Origin of the sequence: Bifidobacterium moraviense, assembly GCF_012932365.1 — a bacterium.
Lineage (GTDB): Bacteria > Actinomycetota > Actinomycetes > Actinomycetales > Bifidobacteriaceae > Bifidobacterium > Bifidobacterium moraviense.
Genome location: NZ_JAAIIH010000001.1, coordinates 337,135 through 354,636 on the forward strand (window position 1 = coordinate 337,135; position 17,502 = coordinate 354,636).

General features: G+C 65.9%; 20 protein-coding genes. 9 read left to right on the plus strand and 11 right to left on the minus strand.

Annotation, left to right across the window (positions count from 1 at the left end; translation table 11 throughout):
* Positions 1-80 precede the first annotated feature (80 nt).
* The 8 genes from G1C96_RS01470 (at position 81) to G1C96_RS01505 (ending at position 5,321) form a co-directional block, all read left to right on the plus strand.
* Positions 81-344, plus strand: coding sequence for a phosphoribosyl-ATP diphosphatase (locus tag G1C96_RS01470; RefSeq protein ID WP_169274870.1), 264 nt, complete (start codon positions 81-83; stop codon positions 342-344).
* 58 nt (positions 345-402) lie between these two features.
* Complete coding sequence (gene hisG, locus G1C96_RS01475) at positions 403-1,254, plus strand: ATP phosphoribosyltransferase (RefSeq protein ID WP_169275216.1); 852 nt, start codon at positions 403-405, stop codon at positions 1,252-1,254.
* A 67-nt stretch (positions 1,255-1,321) separates the two neighbouring features.
* A complete protein-coding gene (locus G1C96_RS01480; RefSeq protein WP_169274871.1) occupies positions 1,322-1,963 on the plus strand; it encodes a CDP-alcohol phosphatidyltransferase family protein in 642 nt (213 codons plus the stop codon).
* Positions 1,960-2,928 (plus strand): DUF881 domain-containing protein, encoded by a 969-nt coding sequence (locus G1C96_RS01485; protein WP_240945040.1) that lies wholly within the window; start codon positions 1,960-1,962, stop codon positions 2,926-2,928. The genes G1C96_RS01480 and G1C96_RS01485 overlap by 4 nt, the downstream gene beginning before the upstream one ends.
* Positions 2,929-3,261, plus strand: coding sequence for a small basic family protein (locus G1C96_RS01490; RefSeq protein WP_169274872.1), 333 nt, complete (start codon positions 2,929-2,931; stop codon positions 3,259-3,261).
* 76 nt (positions 3,262-3,337) lie between these two features.
* Complete coding sequence (locus G1C96_RS01495; protein WP_240945067.1) at positions 3,338-4,150, plus strand: DUF881 domain-containing protein; 813 nt, start codon at positions 3,338-3,340, stop codon at positions 4,148-4,150.
* Between the two features lie 5 nt (positions 4,151-4,155).
* Complete coding sequence (locus tag G1C96_RS01500) at positions 4,156-4,602, plus strand: FHA domain-containing protein (RefSeq protein WP_169274874.1); 447 nt, start codon at positions 4,156-4,158, stop codon at positions 4,600-4,602.
* Between the two features lie 77 nt (positions 4,603-4,679).
* On the plus strand, positions 4,680-5,321 hold the full coding sequence (locus tag G1C96_RS01505) for a MerR family transcriptional regulator (protein WP_169274875.1): 642 nt from the start codon (positions 4,680-4,682) through the stop codon (positions 5,319-5,321).
* A gap of 89 nt (positions 5,322-5,410) precedes the next feature.
* Here G1C96_RS01505 and G1C96_RS01510 read toward each other — a convergent pair whose 3' ends face one another.
* From G1C96_RS01510 to G1C96_RS01560, 11 genes are all read right to left on the minus strand, one after another.
* Complete coding sequence (locus G1C96_RS01510; RefSeq protein WP_169274876.1) at positions 5,411-5,977, minus strand: hypothetical protein; 567 nt, start codon at positions 5,975-5,977, stop codon at positions 5,411-5,413.
* A gap of 523 nt (positions 5,978-6,500) precedes the next feature.
* Entirely contained in the window at positions 6,501-7,220 is a 720-nt protein-coding gene (locus G1C96_RS01515; protein WP_169274877.1) for an HAD hydrolase-like protein, read from the minus strand.
* Between the two features lie 106 nt (positions 7,221-7,326).
* Positions 7,327-7,671: an RNA polymerase-binding protein RbpA gene (locus tag G1C96_RS01520; protein WP_169274878.1), complete on the minus strand. Its 345-nt coding sequence runs from the start codon at positions 7,669-7,671 to the stop codon at positions 7,327-7,329.
* A 64-nt stretch (positions 7,672-7,735) separates the two neighbouring features.
* Complete coding sequence (locus G1C96_RS01525; protein ID WP_169274879.1) at positions 7,736-10,351, minus strand: DEAD/DEAH box helicase; 2,616 nt, start codon at positions 10,349-10,351, stop codon at positions 7,736-7,738.
* A gap of 96 nt (positions 10,352-10,447) precedes the next feature.
* Positions 10,448-10,759 (minus strand): hypothetical protein, encoded by a 312-nt coding sequence (locus tag G1C96_RS01530; protein ID WP_169274880.1) that lies wholly within the window; start codon positions 10,757-10,759, stop codon positions 10,448-10,450.
* The gene (locus tag G1C96_RS01535; protein ID WP_169274881.1) at positions 10,759-12,657 is read right to left on the minus strand and encodes a helix-turn-helix transcriptional regulator; all 1,899 of its coding nucleotides are present in this window, start codon (positions 12,655-12,657) and stop codon (positions 10,759-10,761) included. Before G1C96_RS01535 ends, G1C96_RS01530 begins: the two co-directional genes overlap by 1 nt.
* A gap of 150 nt (positions 12,658-12,807) precedes the next feature.
* Complete coding sequence (locus G1C96_RS01540) at positions 12,808-14,250, minus strand: UTP--glucose-1-phosphate uridylyltransferase (protein WP_169274882.1); 1,443 nt, start codon at positions 14,248-14,250, stop codon at positions 12,808-12,810.
* Between the two features lie 133 nt (positions 14,251-14,383).
* Entirely contained in the window at positions 14,384-14,788 is a 405-nt protein-coding gene (locus G1C96_RS01545) for a hypothetical protein (protein WP_169274883.1), read from the minus strand.
* 427 nt (positions 14,789-15,215) lie between these two features.
* Positions 15,216-15,719, minus strand: a complete 504-nt coding sequence (locus G1C96_RS01550) for a GNAT family N-acetyltransferase (RefSeq protein WP_169274884.1) — start codon at positions 15,717-15,719, stop codon at positions 15,216-15,218.
* A 292-nt stretch (positions 15,720-16,011) separates the two neighbouring features.
* The gene (locus G1C96_RS01555) at positions 16,012-16,404 is read right to left on the minus strand and encodes a type II toxin-antitoxin system RelE/ParE family toxin (RefSeq protein ID WP_169274885.1); all 393 of its coding nucleotides are present in this window, start codon (positions 16,402-16,404) and stop codon (positions 16,012-16,014) included.
* Positions 16,394-16,687, minus strand: a complete 294-nt coding sequence (locus G1C96_RS01560; protein WP_240945041.1) for a prevent-host-death family protein — start codon at positions 16,685-16,687, stop codon at positions 16,394-16,396. The genes G1C96_RS01555 and G1C96_RS01560 overlap by 11 nt, the downstream gene beginning before the upstream one ends.
* Before the next feature lie 144 nt (positions 16,688-16,831).
* Between G1C96_RS01560 and G1C96_RS01565 the strand changes: the two genes are divergently transcribed.
* A complete protein-coding gene (locus G1C96_RS01565) occupies positions 16,832-17,494 on the plus strand; it encodes a TetR/AcrR family transcriptional regulator (protein WP_169274886.1) in 663 nt (220 codons plus the stop codon).
* Positions 17,495-17,502: the final 8 nt, after the last annotated feature.

A 17,502-nucleotide genomic window follows, 5' to 3' on the forward strand; every position in this document is an offset into this window, starting at 1 on the left:
CGGACGCAGACAACACAAGCGACACCTGCGCGCGCATGAGCGCGTCCCCGCAGGCACAACAGTAAGGATTCCCAATCATCATGAAGACGTTCGAATCGCTCTATGCCGAGCTGCTGGAGAAGTCCAAGACCCGTCCCGAAGGGTCGCTGACCGTCGACGAGCTGGACAAGGGCACCCACTTCATCGGCAAGAAGATCGTGGAGGAGGCCGGCGAGACCTGGATTGCCGCCGAATACGAAGGCAACGAGCGCATGGCCGAGGAGATGAGCCAGCTGCTCTACCACGTGCAGGTCATGATGATCAAGCACGGCGTCACGCTCGAAGACGTGTACAAGAACCTGTAAGGCAAAGTCGGCCCGCGGCGGGACCGCGGGCATCGCACGAGAAGGGAAAGTGACCGATATGCTTCGCATCGCCGTGCCCAACAAGGGCATGCTGTCCGAACCGGCGTGGAACATGCTCGCGGAGGCGGGATACCGTCTGCGCACCAATCCGCGTCAGCTCGTGGTGCAGGATCCGGACAACGAGATCGAGCTGTTCTACCTGCGTCCGCTCGACATCGCCGTGTACGTGGGTTCCGGCACGATCGACGTCGGCATCACCGGCGAGGATCTGCTCAAGAACTCCGGCACCAAGGCGCTCGAGCACATGCCTCTCGGCTTCGGAGCGTCCACGTTCCGCTTCGCCGCCCCCAACGAATCGCCCATCAGCCGCCTCGAGGACATCGAAGGCAAGCGCGTCGCCACCACGTTCGACAAGCTCGTGCACGACTATCTGACCGAGCACGGCATCAGCGCCGAGACCATCCATCTCGACGGCGCCGTCGAATCGTCCGTGCAACTCGGCGTGGCCGACCTCATCGCCGACGTGGTCTCCACCGGCACCACGCTCAGGAATGCCGGCCTGCGCATCTTCGCCGATCCGCTCATGCACTCCGAGGCGTGTCTCATCCGTTCGCCGCGCCTGGACGAGAAGGACCCGCGCCTCACGGTGCTCACCCGCCGCCTGCAGGGCGTGCTCACCGCGCACCAGTACGTGCTCATGGACTACGACATCCCGGTCGACAAGGTCGCCGCCGCCGTGGCCGTGACCCCCGGCTTCGAAAGCCCCACGATCTCCCCGCTGCACGACAAGCAGTGGAACGCCGTGCGCGTCATGGTGCCCAAGAAGAAGGTCAACCAGCTCATGGACGACCTGTACGAAGTGGGCGCCCGAGGCATCATCGTCACGGCGCTGCAGGCGTCGCGCATGTAGTTTCCGGCGTCGCCGTGCGGTCCCATGCCGCGCGGCGACGCCCACATTTATCACGGAGGCTGATTCGTTGACAACGCATCGGGAAGACACGGCATACAGTCCTGAGGCACGGGACCTGATCTGGACCGTACCCAATGCCATCAGCCTGCTGCGCATCCTCACGATCCCCGTGTTCGCCGTGCTGGTGGTGCACCGCGAGATGATCTGGGCCCTCGTGGTGCTCGCCGTGGGAGCCCTGTCCGACGGGCTCGACGGGATCGTGGCGCGGCGATTCAACCAGGTGAGCAAGATCGGACAGATTCTCGATCCGATCGCGGACCGTCTGCTCATCTTCTGCTCGGTGGTGGCGCTTGGCATCGCGCAGATCATCCCGTGGTGGGTGCTCATCGTGGTGGGCGCGCGCGATCTGGTCATGGCGATCGAGATCCTCGTGCTCGCGCAGTACGGCTACGGTCCGCTGCCGGTGCACTTCGTGGGCAAGGCCGGCACCGCGGTGCTCATGATGACGATCCCGGCGTTCATCATCGCCGAGCTGTGGGCCGGCAGGCTCACCACCGCGCTGCATCTCATCTGCGTCGCCGGACTGATCTGGGGCGCGGCCCTGTACTGGATGGCGGGCATCATCTACCTCAAGCAGGGGCACGACGTGATCCGCGACGAGCGTCGCTCCACGCGGAACGCCGCGGTCGAGGCGGATCCGCGGCCATGAGCGGCACGGACGGCAACGAGCCGATCCCGGAGAGCATCCCCGTCCCGGGATCGTTCACCCCCAGACGACGCCGCACCACGTTCTCCGCGGGGGCCCTAGGACTCACGCGGCAGTACGCCGAAGGCCCCATGGGCATCCGCACGCAGAACGCCACGCGCCGCCGCAGGCTCGCGGACGACTCCCTGCGTCTCATCGACGACCTGACCAACCGCCCGATGGACTCGCTGTACGCCGACTCGCTGCTGGACCAGCGGCCCCGCTCCGCGTTCACCGTATGGGCCACCCGCGTCATCGTGTTCGTCATCTGCGTGGCCGTGGGCGTGGCCGGATCCGTGGTGGTGCAGCGTCTGCACGCCGATCCGCGCAAGCAGCAGCGCGACTGGTACATCAGCCGCATCGAGGAGGTGTCGCAGCGCTCCGACGCCCTGACGAAGGACGTGAGCGACCTGCGCGGGCAGATCGACGCCCTGTCCGACCAGGTCGGCGCCGACACCGTGGATCCCACGCAGCTGCGCGACGAGATGACCATCGGCGCGGTGGCCGTGCAGGGGCCGGGCATCTCCGTCACCCTGGCCAATCCGCTGGCCGCGAAGTCGGACGACGCCTCGTCATCGTCCCAGCTGCGCGTGATCACCGACGGCGACCTGCAGTGGTACGTGTCGCAGCTGTGGGGCGCCGGCGCCGAGGCCATCGCGGTCAACGGGAACCGGCTCGGCATCCAGAGCGCGATCCGCAAGGCCGGCGGCACGATCCTGGTGGACCTGACCAAGATCGAAAGCCCGTACGTCATCGAGGCCATCGGCGACGGCGACGCGCTCAGGGCCGCCGTGGACGTCGGCGGGGGAGAAGGCCGCAACGCCGTGCTCGAACAGGCCGGCATCTATCCGAAGATTTCCTCGCAGAAGACGATTACACTGAAAGCGGCGGAACCGAAGAACCTCTCATATGCAAGGAGCGTCGACTAGATGGCTGCTGTACTGGGTTTGATCATCGGCGTGGTGATTGGCATCTTCCTGCAGCCCGACATCCCGATCGTGCTGCAGCCGTACCTGCCGATCATGGTGGTGGCGGCGCTGGACGCGCTGCTGGGCGCCGCCCGTGCCTACTTCGAACGCAGCTTCTCCAACAAGGTGTTCGTGATCTCCTTCTTCTCCAACGTCGTCACGGCCACGCTGCTCGTGTTCCTGGGCAACCAGCTCGGCGTGGGCTCGCAGCTCACCACGGCCGTGATCGTGGTGCTGGGCATCCGCATCTTCTCCAACGTCTCGGCCATCCGCCGCTTCGTGTTCAGGAGCTGACGCCATGACGCAGGACGCGAACGAGCTCAACGATCCCAGGGACGATTCCCGACCGGACAACGGCGGGGAGAACGCCATGCGCCAGATGCGGCGCCGGCATCACCGCGACAAGGCGAACGACCGCACCGACACGGGCGTGTTCCCCGCCGTGCGGCGCAAGGGCGGCAGGCGCGACCGCAGAGGGCGCGGGGGGCTGGACGCGAACGCCACGCGCACCCGCCTGATCACCAGCGCGCTGGTGGCGGTGCTGTGCGCGCTGCTCGGATTCGGCTACATGGTGCAGGTGCACAACACGCAGTCCTCGTACGAGTCGATGACCGAGGACGAGCTGAGGCGCCTCTTCACCGAGACCAGCACGCAGGTGACCAAGCTCGAGGAACGCAAGGCGGAGCTGACCGAACAGCTCGACTCCATCAAGGTGGCCGCCGACAAGCAGGAGCAGGCGCGCCGTATCGCGCAGCAGAACGAGCAGACCGCCGGCATCCTGTCCGGGCGTCTGCCGGCTCAGGGCAAGGGCGTCACGATCACCGTGTCCGAACAGCCGGGCACGCCCATCGACGCCGCCACCATGTTCCATCTCATCGAGGAGCTGCGCAACGCCGGCGCCGAGGTCATCGAGTTCGACGGCGTGCGCGTCATCACCTCCACGTCCATCCGTCGCAGCGGCGATGCGCTCGTCTGCGACGACCAGGTGATCTCCAGCCCGTACGTGGTCAAAGCCATCGGCGACCCGCCGACGCTGCAGAGCGCCGTCGACATCGCCGGGGGAGTGGGATCCAGCCTCAAGCTCGACTTCGGCGCGACCGTGACCATCGCGCAGTCCGACGACGTGAAAATCGAAACGGTGCGGGAAGTTCCCACCTATACGTATGCCGAGACGGTACAATAGCTTGCATGACTGATCCGATTCCCACCGCAGGCGAAACCACCATCATCGGTCTGCCTGCCATCACCATTCCCGTCACTTCCACCGGCGATCGTCCGCTCACCCAGGAGGATCTGGACACGATCGCCAGACTCGCGGACGGCACCGCGCTGCTGATCTCCACCCGTGGCGCCGTGACCGGTTCCCGCTATCTGCTCGACGAGGACGAGGTCAGCGTCGGACGCGATCCCAACGCCGACATCCTGCTCGACGATTCGACCGTATCCCGCGCGCATGCCGTGTTCCACCGCATCGACGGCGTCTACCACGTCACGGACGCGGGCAGCCTCAACGGTACGTACGTCAACCGCCGCCGCGTGGACGACCAGGCGCTGCGCAACGGCGACGAGATCATGATCGGCAAGTTCCGCCTGGTCTTCTTCACGAAGTCGGCGGTTCTGACGCAGCCTCGCTGAGACTGCCGTTAGACTGGACACCGGATGCATCACATGGACGTGGTTCGCGGCCGTTGGACCTGCAAGGAGGTGTCCGGATGAATGAGCCGAACCTGCGCGGCGCCGAGGCCGAACGCGACGCGGTCGGTGCCGACGCCGCCGTCCAGGGAGAGCTGTTCGAGGTCTCGGACGCGCAGGACGCCAAACGGGGATACCGGGGGACCGTCGCCTCGAAGGTGGCCGGCATCACCTACCGTCAGCTCGACTACTGGGCGCGCAAGCAGATCGTGGAGCCGTCCATCAATCCCTCGCACGGATCCGGATCCCGAAGGCTGTACTCGTTCAAGGACGTGGTGATCCTCGCGGTGTCCAAGCGTCTGCTCGACGCCGGCGTGAATCTGCAGAACGTCACCACGGCCATCGGCTTCCTCACGCAGCGCACCGCGGCGCAGCTGGAGAACGTCACCATCATGTGCGACGGCGACGAGGTGCACGAATGCACCACCAACGAGCAGGTCATCGAACTCGTCCACAGCGGCAAGGCCGTGTTCGGCGTATCCGTCGGATCGCTCTGGCACCAGATCGACGCGGCGCTGGCGAACGAGGACTACGTGGATCTGACCGCGCTGCGGGGCTCGGTCACCAAGGCGGCCGGCCGTCCCATCGACGATCTGACGGCCATGCGCATGCGCATGAAGCTCGAGGCCCGCAAGGCCGAGCGCGCAGCCGCCAGGGCGTGACGGGGTGATGCCGCGATCGGCGACGCACACGAACCGGATCAACGCCCCCGGCTGCCCGGGGCAACACCACGACACCAGGAAAGGCGTTGTCAGCGCGTCAAGCTGATCGACGTGAGGATGTTGGTTCGCCGCCAGTAGGTGACGTCCACAGTGTCGCCCGCCGAAATCGGCGGATCCGGTTCGTCGGCCAGCGTCCATTCGCGGGTGTCTCCGTCAGGCAGTCGAATGGTGAGGATCCAGTCCACGTCCGTGACATGGTTCGTGTCGTCGTCCCGGTATTCCTTCTCCCGGACGTCGAGGACGGTGGCGGTCGCATCCTGCGGTCCCTCCCGTCGATCCGCATCCCACCGGCCGACGCATTGGGCGCCGTAGATGATGAGCGCCAGTCCGCCGACGGCGCACAGGATCATGCCGATGTTGCGCGTGGCCTTGTCGGATGCCCGCAGTTTCTGCACCGGTACGCCGACCAGTAGGATGACGCCCAACCCGATCGTCACCCAGTAGAGTCTGAGCGCGGCGGCGGGAGCCTGAAGACTGGGCGTGTGCATGGCAAGCCCGTTCACGCCCATCATGCCGAAAGCACCCAAGGCGAGGATGATCCATAGGATGCCCAACCATCGGAAGCGAGATGAAGACCGGTTGCCGTTCGCCGTCATGACATCAATCATATACGGTGGATGGGGAAATCAGCCTGTGAGGGGAGGATCAGAGATACCTGACCCACGGCTAATCTGACATAACGTACATTATCGGCTATATGGAACGATATCCGGGAACCGCTTCGCGCGGCATCGTCTACGCACCTGCGGTTTCTTGGCGTCCGTCCCGCATCGCCGCGACGCGTTCTGCACCATGCACGTCGTGCATACGGTGGCCGCCGCATCGTTCCTCCGATATGTCTTGCGTCGTCCGCCGCACTCCGGCGTCCTTTTCCGTGTTGTCGCCGCGACACGGTACGCCAAGCAACGCCCGACAAGTCGGATGCGCGCGTTTCGGCGGATGCATACATTCTGCATAATCGAACGCCTGTTATGCAGGACTATGCATGATCCCGTGCATATATGCAGTCGGATATGCAAAATCCCGCATGCAGGATGCCGCATGCGGGATTCGTCCTTCTCACGTGTTTTCTGACATAACCGAATCGTTCCGGGGGCTCACCCGAACCGGAACGGATGATCAGCGCGCGGCGAAGTAGGCGTTCACCGCCGGCTCGATCTCGTCGACGCGCTCGATGATCCGATACGCGCCGTGTTCCTCCATCTCGCCGGCGGGCGCGTAGCCCCAGCGGCAGCCGATCGTGTCGACGCCGCATGCGCGTGCGCCGTCGATGTCGGTGTACCGGTCGCCGATCATCAGCGCCCTGTCGCCGGCGGCCGAATCGAAGCCGATGCTCTCGAAGCAGTATCGGATCACCTGATCCTTGTCGAGACGCGAGCTGTCGGTGCTGGCGCCGTAGATGCCGTCCAGCAGCGGCGTCAGATGGAATCGCTCGCAGATCGGATGGCACTGGTATTCGGGCTTGCAGCTGGCCAGCGCCAGGAAGTAGCCGTCGGCGCGCAGCTTGGTGAGCTGCTCGGGAATGCCGGGGAAGACGACGTTGACGAAGCGTCCGGGAACCTTCTCCCCCGGATTGTTCGGATCGTCGAACACGGCCTTGTCGGCGTAGTAGCTGCGGTAGATGGCGATGGCGTGGTCGAGCTCGTCGTCAGGCACGTGGTTGCGCTGCAGCGATTCGCTGATGGCCGGGCCGATGAACCGGTGCAGCTCGGCGTCGTCCGGCACCGGGCGCCCGAGCGCCTCGAAGGTCTTGACGACGCTCTGGATGATGCCCTGATCGGACTTGGTGAGCGTGCCGTCCAGATCGAGCAGCACGACGTTCCGGGGATGCTGGGCCATGTGATGGTTCCTCTCTCTCACGTCTCGCATGACAAATGCTCCGCAATGCATTATGCCCGGTCGCTATGACCGGGCATGCAATGCGGTTTGCGGCGATGCCGCGAAATCACTCGTAGTCGGGAATCCAGCCGTCGCGGTGCATCTGCAGCCGCTTCTCCAGCAGCGCCTTGAGCTCGTCCTCGCTGCGGCGTTCGAGCAGCATGTCCCAGTGGGTGCGGGTGGGCTTGGCGATCTCGTTCGCCTCGGTGTCCTCGCCCTCGCGATGCGCCACCGCGCCGCAACGGCACTCCCACTCGTCGGGCACCTCGGCGCCGTCCGCGAAGGGCAGGATGGTGCGATGCCCCTTCGGACAGATGTACGCCACATCGTTGCGCGCCGCGAAATCGACGTTCTCGTCGGATTCCAGCGACTTCGCGCCGATGCTCATGCCCCTGAGGGAACGTTCCGCCATATTGCCTCCTTGGATTCAAACCTATGCAACAATACTCAACAGTTGGGACGACGCGGTATTCCCGCTACTCCACGCCGGTGTAGGCGACGATGCCGCGGTTGACGCCTTCGACGGCCCTGCACGCGGACTGGGCGAGCCGTTCTCCCCCGTCGCCCAGCAGCGATGCGGTCGCCGCGACCTGCTGCAGCACGTCAGCCAGACGCTTGGCGTTGCGCACGAAGTCTCCGCCGGTCAGTTCGTTGTCGTACAGCACGGTGGCCAGATCGCGCCCGCACGTCCACTCGTAGATGATGTCGCAGATGCCGAAGTCGAGCTTGGGCAGGTCGTCGAGGCCGTTGTCCTGGCAGATCACGCCGAGCTGGCCGCGCAGACGGACGAGCGCGCGCGCCGCATTCGCGACGGCTCCGTTGGCTCCGCCCGGGTAATGCCTGGGCTCGCCGCCGGATCCCCGACGCGACTCGTAGACGATGCCGGACAGCGCCGCGGCGAGGCCCGGAGCGTCCAGACCGTCGAGCACCCCGGTCTCCAGCGCCTCGGCCAGCACCAGATCCTGTTCGCTGTAGATGCGCCGCAGCAGCTGGCCGCGATCGGTCAGACGGTAGTCGACGTCGTGCTCCGCATCGGCGGCATACGGATCCGGCTGCGTCGTGCGCTCGACGTAGCCGAGCTGATGCAGGACGGTGCAGATGCGGTCGAACTGGCGCGCCACGGATCCGGTGCGCGACTCGTACCGGTTGCGCACGCGTTCCAGCTCGCGCGTCTCCCGCGCCCAGCGGTGGCCCCAGCGCAGATGCTGCTGCAGATCCGGGCAGTCGCGGCACGGATGCTCGCGCTCCCGCTCCTTGAGCGCGGCGATGCGGCGGTCCAGACTGCGCCACGCCTTCTTCCTCGCGTCCTCGGAGGCGAAGACCGCGTGCTTGAGCGCCCGCCGCTCCCCCTTTTCAAGGTCGGCCAGCGTCATGCGGATGGTCATGAACTCCCGGAAGTCGCCGTGCTGGCAGGCGAACGCCCGCTCGTAGCCGTCCAGGGCGCGTTCGAGCGTGCCGATCTGCGCCTCGAGCTGGGTGGCGGACTCGTTGGCCTCCCACTGCGCGAAGGAGTGGTCGAGGGTGAGGCGCGCGGTGGCGTAGTCGCTCGTGTTGAGCAGGTTGACGGCCATGTTGAACGTCGGTCGGAAGCTCGAATGCAGCGGGTAGACGCGCTTGGAGGACAGCGCCGCCACGGTCTGCGGCGTGAAACCGGCGTGGTCCACCACCACGGCGTGGCCGATGGTGTCGATGCCGCGGCGTCCCGCGCGTCCCGTGAGCTGGGTGTACTCCCCCGGCGTCAGCGGCACGTGGCCGGTGCCGTCGAACTTCTCCAGCTTCTCCACCACCACGCAGCGCGCCGGCATGTTGATGCCCAGCGCCAGCGTCTCGGTGGCGAACACCATCTTCACGAGCCCCTCCTCGAACAGACGTTCGACGATCTGCCGGAACAGGGCGATCATGCCGGCGTGGTGGGCGGCGAAGCCCTCCTCAAGCGCGAACCGGAACTGGGCGAACCGCAGGGTCTTGAGATCGGCGTCGGACAGCTGCCCGTCGATCATCTCGTCCACGATGGCGCGGATGCGCGCGGCCTCGGCGTCCGTGGTGAGCTCCAGACCGGCGTTGATGCACTGGTCCACGGCCTGGTCGCACCCGTTGCGCGAGAAGATGAAGTAGATGCCGGGCAGCATGCCCAGGAAGTTCAGCTCGTCGACCACGGCCCAGCGCCGCGGCGTATGACGCTGCGGCCTGCGCTCGCGCGAACCCTGGGGATGCTTGCCCGGACGCCGGTCATGACGCGGGGCGCTCTGCCTCCGCGCGGCCTGCCGGTCGAGCTGCGCGAGGCGCGCGATCAGCCGCTGGTCGACGGACGTGGTCTGCTCGCCGTTCGCGTCGTGCAGGTAGAGGTCGAGGACCTCGGGCTCGGTGCGGTCGTCCTGCTGCACGAGCACGTGCTGCTCCAGCGGGACCGGACGACGCTCCGAGACCACGAGCCGCGTGTCGCCGCGCACGGAGGCGATCCACTGCGAGAAGTCCTCCACGTTGGAGACGGTGGCGGACAGGCCCACCACCTTGACCGTGCGGGGCAGGTGGATGATGACCTCCTCCCACACCGGCCCGCGGAACCGGTCCGCCAGATAGTGCACCTCGTCGAGGATCACGTAGCGCAGCGCGTCCAGCGTGACGGAGCGCTCGTAGAGCATGTTGCGCAGCACCTCGGTGGTCATCACCACGATGTCCGCCTCGGAATTGATCGAGTTGTCGCCGGTGAGCAGACCCACGCGGTCCTCGCCGTACACGTCCACCAGATCGTGGTACTTCTGGTTGCTCAGCGCCTTGATGGGCGTGGTGTAGAAGGCCTTGACGTTGCGCTCGCGGGCGAGGAACACCGCGAAGTCGGCCACGATGGTCTTGCCTGCGCCCGTGGGGGCGGCCACGAGCACGTTGTCGCCGTCCTCGAGCGCGTCGATGGCCTCCCGCTGGAAGTCGTCGAGCGGGAAGTCCAGCGTGGCCTCGAACCGCGCGGCCGCGGTCTCGGCGTGGCGCCGGCGCTCCCTGAACGCCGCGTAGCGCGCGGACGGCGAGGACGCCCTGTCCTGCGCGGTGCGGCTCTCGGCCTGCCGGTCACGTTTGCGATGATGATGTGCTGCCATCGGTCCCCACTGTCGTTCGGTTGTTCGTCTCCGCGGCGGACCGCGATCCGTGGTCGGCCGCGATCGGCGCCCGATGTCCGAGCGCCCTCGGCATGCTCAGTCCTCGGCCCAGCGTCTCCACGCGTCGGCGTGACGATCCTCGACGGCCGCCCTGCGCCGCAGCTTGGCCGCGTGCGCGATCTCGTACCGCTCCACGCTGGCGCGCAGCGGCTGCGCGAAGGAGGGATCCTCGGGACCGGTCGGCTCGGTCCGCTGCTCGGCCATGCGGCCGAGCGGTTCCGCGAGACGCTGGCCGGTGTCTCCGATGACGTGCAGGGCGCGCAGCCCGTGCCGTGCCGCGATCACCAGACCGGCGACGATCATTGCCAGCATGAAGACCACGCACAGCAGCCACACCCACCACGGCATCACTGATCGTCTCCGGCGCCGAGGCTGAGCTCGCGCTGGGCGCGGGCGATGATCATGGAGCGCAGCGTGTTCGGCGCCACCGCGACGATGTGCCTGGCGTGCGCGATGCAGAAGGCCACGAACCACGAGTCCGAGGAGACCGTGAGGTTGACCTTCTCCCCCGTGCCGTACGCCTCGACGCTGGCGCCGGGAAGGCTCTTGATGAACGACAGTTCGGGCTGGTCGGTGATGAACGTGACCGCGGTGCCGTTGTCGAAGCTCCACTTGCGCAGCTCGGCCACGGGCACGTCCTCGAACTGCGGCTTGTGCTCCGGCTTGACGATGTCCGCGTGCTCGATGCGCGACAGTCTGAGCACCTGCCACTGGTGGTCGGACGGTTCGTGCGCCTTGCCCTTGTCCTTGGACTTGCCGGAACGGTCCACGTCCGTGCAGACCGCCACGTAGTACAGGCCCTCCTCGACGAAGATCTTGGCCGGGGCCACGAGCTTGCGGCGGGTGCGTCCCGCGCCATCCGTGTACTCCATGTCCAGCAGGGCGCCGTCGTTGATGGCGCGGCGGACCACGGCGAAGCTGTTCGGCTCGAGCTCGTACCCGGTCAGGCTCAGCCACGGGGTCTCCCCCGCCTTGACGTGCGGGCGCAGACGCTGGTACAGGGACTGCGCCTGGGAACGCGACTGCTCGGGCAGCAGCGGCGAATGCGCCAGATAGCTCACCGATGCGGTCAGCAGGCTCAGGTACTGCGGGGAGATGCCCGCGAGACGTTCGAGTCCCAGCGAGTTGGTGGCGGAGACGATGCCCTCGGCGTCGAGCAGCGACCAGTCGATGTCGAAGAACTGGCTGCCGGCCATCTCGCCGTCGTCGGACACGGTGGTGAGCGTGTTGATGTCCTTGTGGATCACCGCGACCGACTTCTTGAGCTCGTCCTCGGTGCGCGCGCGGCCGATGAAACGCTCGGCCAGCTCGGCCAGCGAATACTCCTCGCCCAGATGCGCGGAGAGGAACAGCATCAGACGCAGTCGGCGGTCCACCTCGGATCCGGTCTGGAACGACCCCGAACCCTTCTTGTGCGACTTGCTCCGCTCCTCGGAGCCCGTCTCCTGGGCGCGCACGAGCGGCTGCGAGATGACGGTGGCGGCGGACGGACCGCTGGCCGCATCGTCGTCGTTGAGTTCCTGCAGGTTCACCGCGGCGTTGAGCCTGCGGTGGAACGCGTCCACCGCCTCGCGCGGGCTGACGATCGAGGCGCCCGGATGCTCGAGCACGTACATGGCCAGATCGTCGGTGTCGCGGTACGCGACGTTGATGTGCTCGCCGTCCACGTCCACGGTGGCGGCGAAGCGGCGCGAATCGATGACCTTCACCAGCGATTCGGGGATGGTCTGCGTGCCGAGTCCCGGGGCGATCGAGTCGAGGCCGAGGCCGGGGATGGGCATCTGCGGCACACGCGGCGCGGTGCGCGACGTCTGCTGCTGGTGCTCCTCCTGCTCGGATGCCTGCGACATGGAGATCGAGCGCGCCAGATAGTTCGCGGCGGCCAGCACGGGCAGGTCCTCCTGCTCGAAGTGCAGGCGCACGCGCGGCTCGTCGCCCAGCTGCAGACGGTAGGACGCGAAGTCCTGTCCCTCCGACTTGGACGAGTATTCCGGCTGGCGCGATTCGATGGCGATGCCCATGGCGGCCAGCTTGGCGCGGTCGCGCTGGAACTGCTTGGCGAACGCGGCCTTGGCGGCCTGATCGGCCAGCTCCCCGTAGGAGTCGGCGTAGGCCTTGACGCGCTGGGCGATCTGGCGGGACGTGAGCCACTGGGGGAACGCCGACGACAACACGGCCAGCACGTCCAATTCGTGCTTTCCCCATTTATCGGAGAACCGCCGCCTGCCGTTCGATCCCTCTGCCATTAGTCCTCACGTCTCGTTAAGATATGCGTCACCGTGCGCATTGCCGCGCACTTCACCCTATTGTAAGGGGTGTTTGTGTTGCCGCGAACGTTTTGCATGAATTTTCGTCCGGTTTCTTGTCCGGCGGAACGCGTCCGCGGCGCCGCGCGATCACACCACCCAGTCGTCCGGTTCCACGCCCTGCGGCCCCACGTACTCGCCGTTCGGCACGTACGCCGGCTCGCCCTTGTCCTCCAGCAGCGCGTCGGCGAAGAGCCTCACGTTCTGCCCGAAGGTCCAGTCGCCGTGGATGGTGACCGACTTGGCGGCCGCGAGGGACGGCACCGAGTACGGGAAGCGCTCGTTGAAGTCGTCGATGTTCTTGTAGTAGCGCGGATCCAGATCCACGTTCGGGAAGATGTAGTTGCCGTCCTCCATCTCGTAGGAGTCGGTGAGATGGAAGCGGTCGGACCTCATGATGAACAGGTCGTTCGTGGTCTTCACCGGCAGGAAGCGCATGCGGTCCACCTGCACGCAGATCGCGCCCTCGAACAGGCCGATGGCCGCGCCCATGGCGGTCTCCAGCTGGATGACCTTGGTGGTGGAGGGATCCGTGGGATCCACGGTCTTGGCATTGCGGATCACCGGCAGCGGCAGCACGCCGTCATACTCGGCGAGCTTGGCCTTGAGCGCGTCCACGCGCACCCAGATCGAGTTGGTGTTGAAGTACGGGTGCTTGGCGATGTTCTGCGCGTCGGCCTTGTCGTCCGCATGCACCTGGCTCATCTCGCGCAGCATCAGGTTGCCGGTCGCCCTGTCCCGCACGATGTGGCCGCCCTTGCGGTCGGCGTAGGTGCGGGTGGCCACCTCCACCATGAACGGCGCGCCGGTGTTCTCGAAGTACTGCGCCAGCGTGCGCGACGGACGCGCGCCGAGGTTGTCGGAGTTGGAGATGAACAGGTACTCGTAGCCGCGCTCCTCGAGCACGTCAAGCAGACCGGACTCCCAGATCGTGGAGAACAGGTCGCCGTGGCCCGGCGGGCACCATTCGAGGTCCGGGTTCGCCGGGAAGGAGACGGGCAGGCCGGTCTCGGCGTCGATCTTCGGCTCCTCGTGCTGCATGATCTCCACGGGGACGCCCTCCTGATGGAACTTGCGGTTGTGCTCCACCACCTTCATCGTGTCCGCCGAGGTGCGGAAGGAGTTCATGAGCGTCAGCGGGAGCTCCACGCCGAGGCGTGCGCGCGCGGTGATGACCTGCCCGAGGATGATGTCCAGGAAGCGCATCGGCTTGGCCTTGTGGCGGCGCACCGGCAGCAGCGACTTGGCGCACGCCAGACCCATCGACGTGCCCAGACCGCCGTTGAGCTTGAGGAACGCGGTCTTGGCGAAGGCGTTGACCGCCTTGTCGTGGTCGATGGTGCTGTAGACGTCGTGGAAGCTGGGCACGTCGGTGAGCGGCTCGACGTCCGCCTCGCGGATCCAGCTCGACGCCTCCTCGTTGCGCCAGACGCGGTACAGACGCTCGAACTGAGAGATGGACACCTCGCTCATGCCGTGGTCGCGCATCTTGGCGGCGCAGGCGACGAACGGATCCTCGTTGGCGTTGGCCATACCTTCCCTTTCACTATTCCGCTTGTGCAATAGTGTCCAGTGTACCCATCGGCGCGCGGCCCCGCTGCGCGCCGGCTGACAAAATCGTGAACGCGCGGTGGAAAACGGCCATGGCGGAAGACGACGTCCGGCGTCATGCGGCAAGGCCCGCGAGACCGGCGAAGCCAAGGCCGAGGAACAGCGCCGAGCACACGGCGAGCAGGCCGACGACGCCGGGGCCGGTCCACTGCATCGAGCGCGTTCCCGCCGCGTCGCGCACCACGTAGACGCGCGATCCCGGACCGTACGGCCACCGTCCGCGGACGTTCCAGTGCGGCACCGCCGCGTTCTCGTCGATCCACTGATGCGTGCCCTCGTCGTCTCGCCACCGGTAGGTGGGCACGTCGCATTCGGCGCGGTGGGTGAATCCCACGAACCATGCAACGTTCACGCGCGCCCTGCCGGAAGCCACCAGCCGATTCGCCTGCACATGGGGCCACAATGCCGTGAGCATGCCCAGCAGGAACATCGCCCCCACGATCAGCGACATGACAGCCATCGCACTCCGATCCGCGCAACAACAACCACGCCAAGTGTATGGCAGCGCATGGCACAAGAACGAGCCGCGGTCTGGCGATGGCACGGTCAGTCATCGGAGTCATCGGATGGCATCGGCGCCAAGTCTGCCCCCGCTTCTGTTTGCCTTCTGCCTATGACACTGCGGCGTGGGACGCTGACGCGTTGCGACTTATCCATGCGAATCATCCTATCTGCCTATTCCAGTGGCACTGGCAGTGCGGGAGGCTGTGTGCGTATGGACGATGCTTGTTCGGGCATCGCTGAGCGTTGATCTGCAAGTTGCTGCGTTGTCGAGCCGGTGATCAGTCCCTTTGTGAGACAAAGTAGTTTTCAATGAGGCGCGAGCGCGAACCGAGGATGACCGCGGACGCGAAACCGTCTCGCCGCCGAAAGAATGCATCCGGCTCTCAGTAGTTGATCATCTCGAGTTCGAGGCCCAGATCCTCGGTCTGGGTGCGGCCGGTCTCGCGGAATCCGAGATGACGGTAGAAGCCGCGCGCGTTGACGTTGAACGCGCAGACCCACAGTACAAGCCGCTCGCCGCCGATGGCCCGCTCTCCCGCTTCGACGAGCGCCCGCCCGACGCCGCGGCGATGCCGGTCGGCGAGCACGTACAGCGACGCAAGCTCGGCCGCTTCGGAGCGGTCGGCGGACGGACCGCGCGGCTCGCGCAGCAGTTCGGCGAATCCGATGACCTCATCGCCGTCAAGCGCAACCAGCGTGATCTGCCCATCGCCCTTCGCGGCATGCGCCCGAGTGAGCTTCAGCGCGAATTCGGGCGTGATCGCCTCCACGATCTCCTGCGGAATGTGCCCTTCGTTGAGTTCGCGCCACGTGCGGGACTGCACCTGCGCCTTCTGGCGGAACCATCGCGGCTCGATCGGCGCGACGCGAAACGAATCAGCCGGCATTCATACCTCCCCATGCGATGGCATCGCGGTGCAGTCAATCATAGGCCGGACAATTTCGATGCCTTTGCTGCAGGCGATGCATGTGCGATGACGTGCTTCGGCAATGTTTGGTTGCGATATCGCTGACGCAGAGAGTGCCGCGGTCTGTTGCAGATATTCTGCGATACAAAGTATTTTGCGTTGATCATTGAGGCGAAGGCCCTACAGGAAAAACCGCGAAGTGACACGATCGCCCCAAGCCGCGTGAGAAGACCCGCGGGCTGGAACGAATGAGCCGCGTCGCCTCCCTCGCCTACGAAACCGGCATGCTCGGCAGCTTCGCCGTGGCCGCCGCCGTCATCGCCGTCACGCTCGGCGTCGCGCCGATCTTGACGAGGCTCTTCGGTGTCGTCGACGAATAGAGTTCGTCGTGTGTGCCGGTGCGAGTCAGAACGAGCACCAGTCTGTCTGCGTCGATGAAGTAGACAAGCAGCCAGTCGCCGTCGATGTGTAGTTCCCGGAATCCGTTCCATTGCCCGGTCAGCGCGTGGTCTCGATACCTCGTCTTCAATGCATCGGCGTCGCCGTTCGCCAGCGCGCGGATCGCGGGCTTCATCCGCCTGAGATCGACATGCTTCTTCTTCAGGGCCTTCGCATTCTGATCGAACGCCCTGATGGTCTCGATGCTCAGCGGTTCAGAGCGCATCGAAATAGTCGTCCATGTCATCGACGGACTTGAAGGAATGCGTGTATTCGCCGTGCAGCGCCTGACGTCGCGCCTCCGCGTTACGCAGCTCCTTGACTTCCTCCTCCAATTCGCGGAAATGGCGGTAGTCATGCTCGTTGATGATGAAATACACGGGCTCGTTGTTGCGAAGCACGGTGACGGGCGTGTTGTCCGCGACCTTCGCGAATTCGGCGCTTGCGGTTCCGCGGCCGAATCGGCTGATGGGAACCAGAGTATCCACGGGGACGGTCAGCATAGCCATGTCAAACCTCCATGTTCTGAACCATGTATATTTGCATGCTATCGCACGCCATCGCCGCATGTTCTCTGCACAGCCGCCGAGACCTGCTTGACAGACCGACCGACGGTCGGTATTGTCTGGGAGGACACGCGAAAGGGAGACTCCATGGCACACGTGCATTCCGACGGGACCGAGCGGCGGATCCTCAACTCCGCCCGCAGGCTCTTCGCCGAAAAGGGCTACGAGAAGACCTCCGTCCAGGACATCCTGAACGACCTGCATCTGTCGAAGGGCGGGCTCTACCACCACTTCACATCGAAGGAAGCGATCCTCGACCGGCTGAACGCCGACGAATGGGCCGTCACCGCCCGACTCCTCGACGCGCTCATCCGGCGCACGGACATGAGCGCGCTCGAGAAGCTGCGCACGCTCATCATCTCCGCCGTGGACGACCCCGAGCACCTGGATCTCGTGCGCTCCCAGCTGGCGCTGCTCAAGGACCCCGCGTTCTTCACCGCGAACATGCGCTTCTGGTCGGCGAAGCTGCCGGAGTCCTTCCGCTCCCTCATCGACATGGGCGTGCAGGACGGCTCCATCCCCACGCCGTACCCCGAGGAGGCGGCACAGCTGCTCGCGCTCCTGTGCAACTACTGGCTCATGCCCTGCTTCTACCCCACCGGACGCGACGGCATGGAACACCGCATCCGCTGCCTTGCCGCGATGCTCGACGCCATCGGCGTGCCGGTGTTCGACGAGGCGCTTGCCTCGCGGGCCGTCAAGGGCCTCATGGCCCTGATGCCGGACGAGGGACAGTCGGCGTCCGCGTAGGCGACGAG

What these genes read in the sequence shown, in the direction of transcription:
- G1C96_RS01560 (WP_240945041.1), bottom strand. Translation starts at nt 16,687, where the DNA reads ATGGCTATGCTGACCGTCCCCGTGGATACTCTGGTTCCCATCAGCCGA.
- G1C96_RS01565 (WP_169274886.1), top strand. Translation starts at nt 16,832, where the DNA reads ATGGCACACGTGCATTCCGACGGGACCGAGCGGCGGATCCTCAACTCC.
- G1C96_RS01525 (WP_169274879.1), bottom strand. Translation starts at nt 10,351, where the DNA reads ATGGCAGCACATCATCATCGCAAACGTGACCGGCAGGCCGAGAGCCGC.
- G1C96_RS01470 (WP_169274870.1), top strand. Translation starts at nt 81, where the DNA reads ATGAAGACGTTCGAATCGCTCTATGCCGAGCTGCTGGAGAAGTCCAAG.
- G1C96_RS01510 (WP_169274876.1), bottom strand. Translation starts at nt 5,977, where the DNA reads ATGACGGCGAACGGCAACCGGTCTTCATCTCGCTTCCGATGGTTGGGC.
- G1C96_RS01490 (WP_169274872.1), top strand. Translation starts at nt 2,929, where the DNA reads ATGGCTGCTGTACTGGGTTTGATCATCGGCGTGGTGATTGGCATCTTC.
- G1C96_RS01535 (WP_169274881.1), bottom strand. Translation starts at nt 12,657, where the DNA reads ATGGCAGAGGGATCGAACGGCAGGCGGCGGTTCTCCGATAAATGGGGA.
- G1C96_RS01515 (WP_169274877.1), bottom strand. Translation starts at nt 7,220, where the DNA reads ATGGCCCAGCATCCCCGGAACGTCGTGCTGCTCGATCTGGACGGCACG.
- G1C96_RS01540 (WP_169274882.1), bottom strand. Translation starts at nt 14,250, where the DNA reads ATGGCCAACGCCAACGAGGATCCGTTCGTCGCCTGCGCCGCCAAGATG.
- hisG (WP_169275216.1), top strand. Translation starts at nt 403, where the DNA reads ATGCTTCGCATCGCCGTGCCCAACAAGGGCATGCTGTCCGAACCGGCG.
- G1C96_RS01495 (WP_240945067.1), top strand. Translation starts at nt 3,338, where the DNA reads ATGCGCCAGATGCGGCGCCGGCATCACCGCGACAAGGCGAACGACCGC.
- G1C96_RS01555 (WP_169274885.1), bottom strand. Translation starts at nt 16,404, where the DNA reads ATGCGCTCTGAACCGCTGAGCATCGAGACCATCAGGGCGTTCGATCAG.
- G1C96_RS01550 (WP_169274884.1), bottom strand. Translation starts at nt 15,719, where the DNA reads ATGCCGGCTGATTCGTTTCGCGTCGCGCCGATCGAGCCGCGATGGTTC.
- G1C96_RS01485 (WP_240945040.1), top strand. Translation starts at nt 1,960, where the DNA reads ATGAGCGGCACGGACGGCAACGAGCCGATCCCGGAGAGCATCCCCGTC.
- G1C96_RS01505 (WP_169274875.1), top strand. Translation starts at nt 4,680, where the DNA reads ATGAATGAGCCGAACCTGCGCGGCGCCGAGGCCGAACGCGACGCGGTC.
- G1C96_RS01520 (WP_169274878.1), bottom strand. Translation starts at nt 7,671, where the DNA reads ATGGCGGAACGTTCCCTCAGGGGCATGAGCATCGGCGCGAAGTCGCTG.
- G1C96_RS01530 (WP_169274880.1), bottom strand. Translation starts at nt 10,759, where the DNA reads ATGCCGTGGTGGGTGTGGCTGCTGTGCGTGGTCTTCATGCTGGCAATG.
- G1C96_RS01500 (WP_169274874.1), top strand. Translation starts at nt 4,156, where the DNA reads ATGACTGATCCGATTCCCACCGCAGGCGAAACCACCATCATCGGTCTG.
- G1C96_RS01545 (WP_169274883.1), bottom strand. Translation starts at nt 14,788, where the DNA reads ATGGCTGTCATGTCGCTGATCGTGGGGGCGATGTTCCTGCTGGGCATG.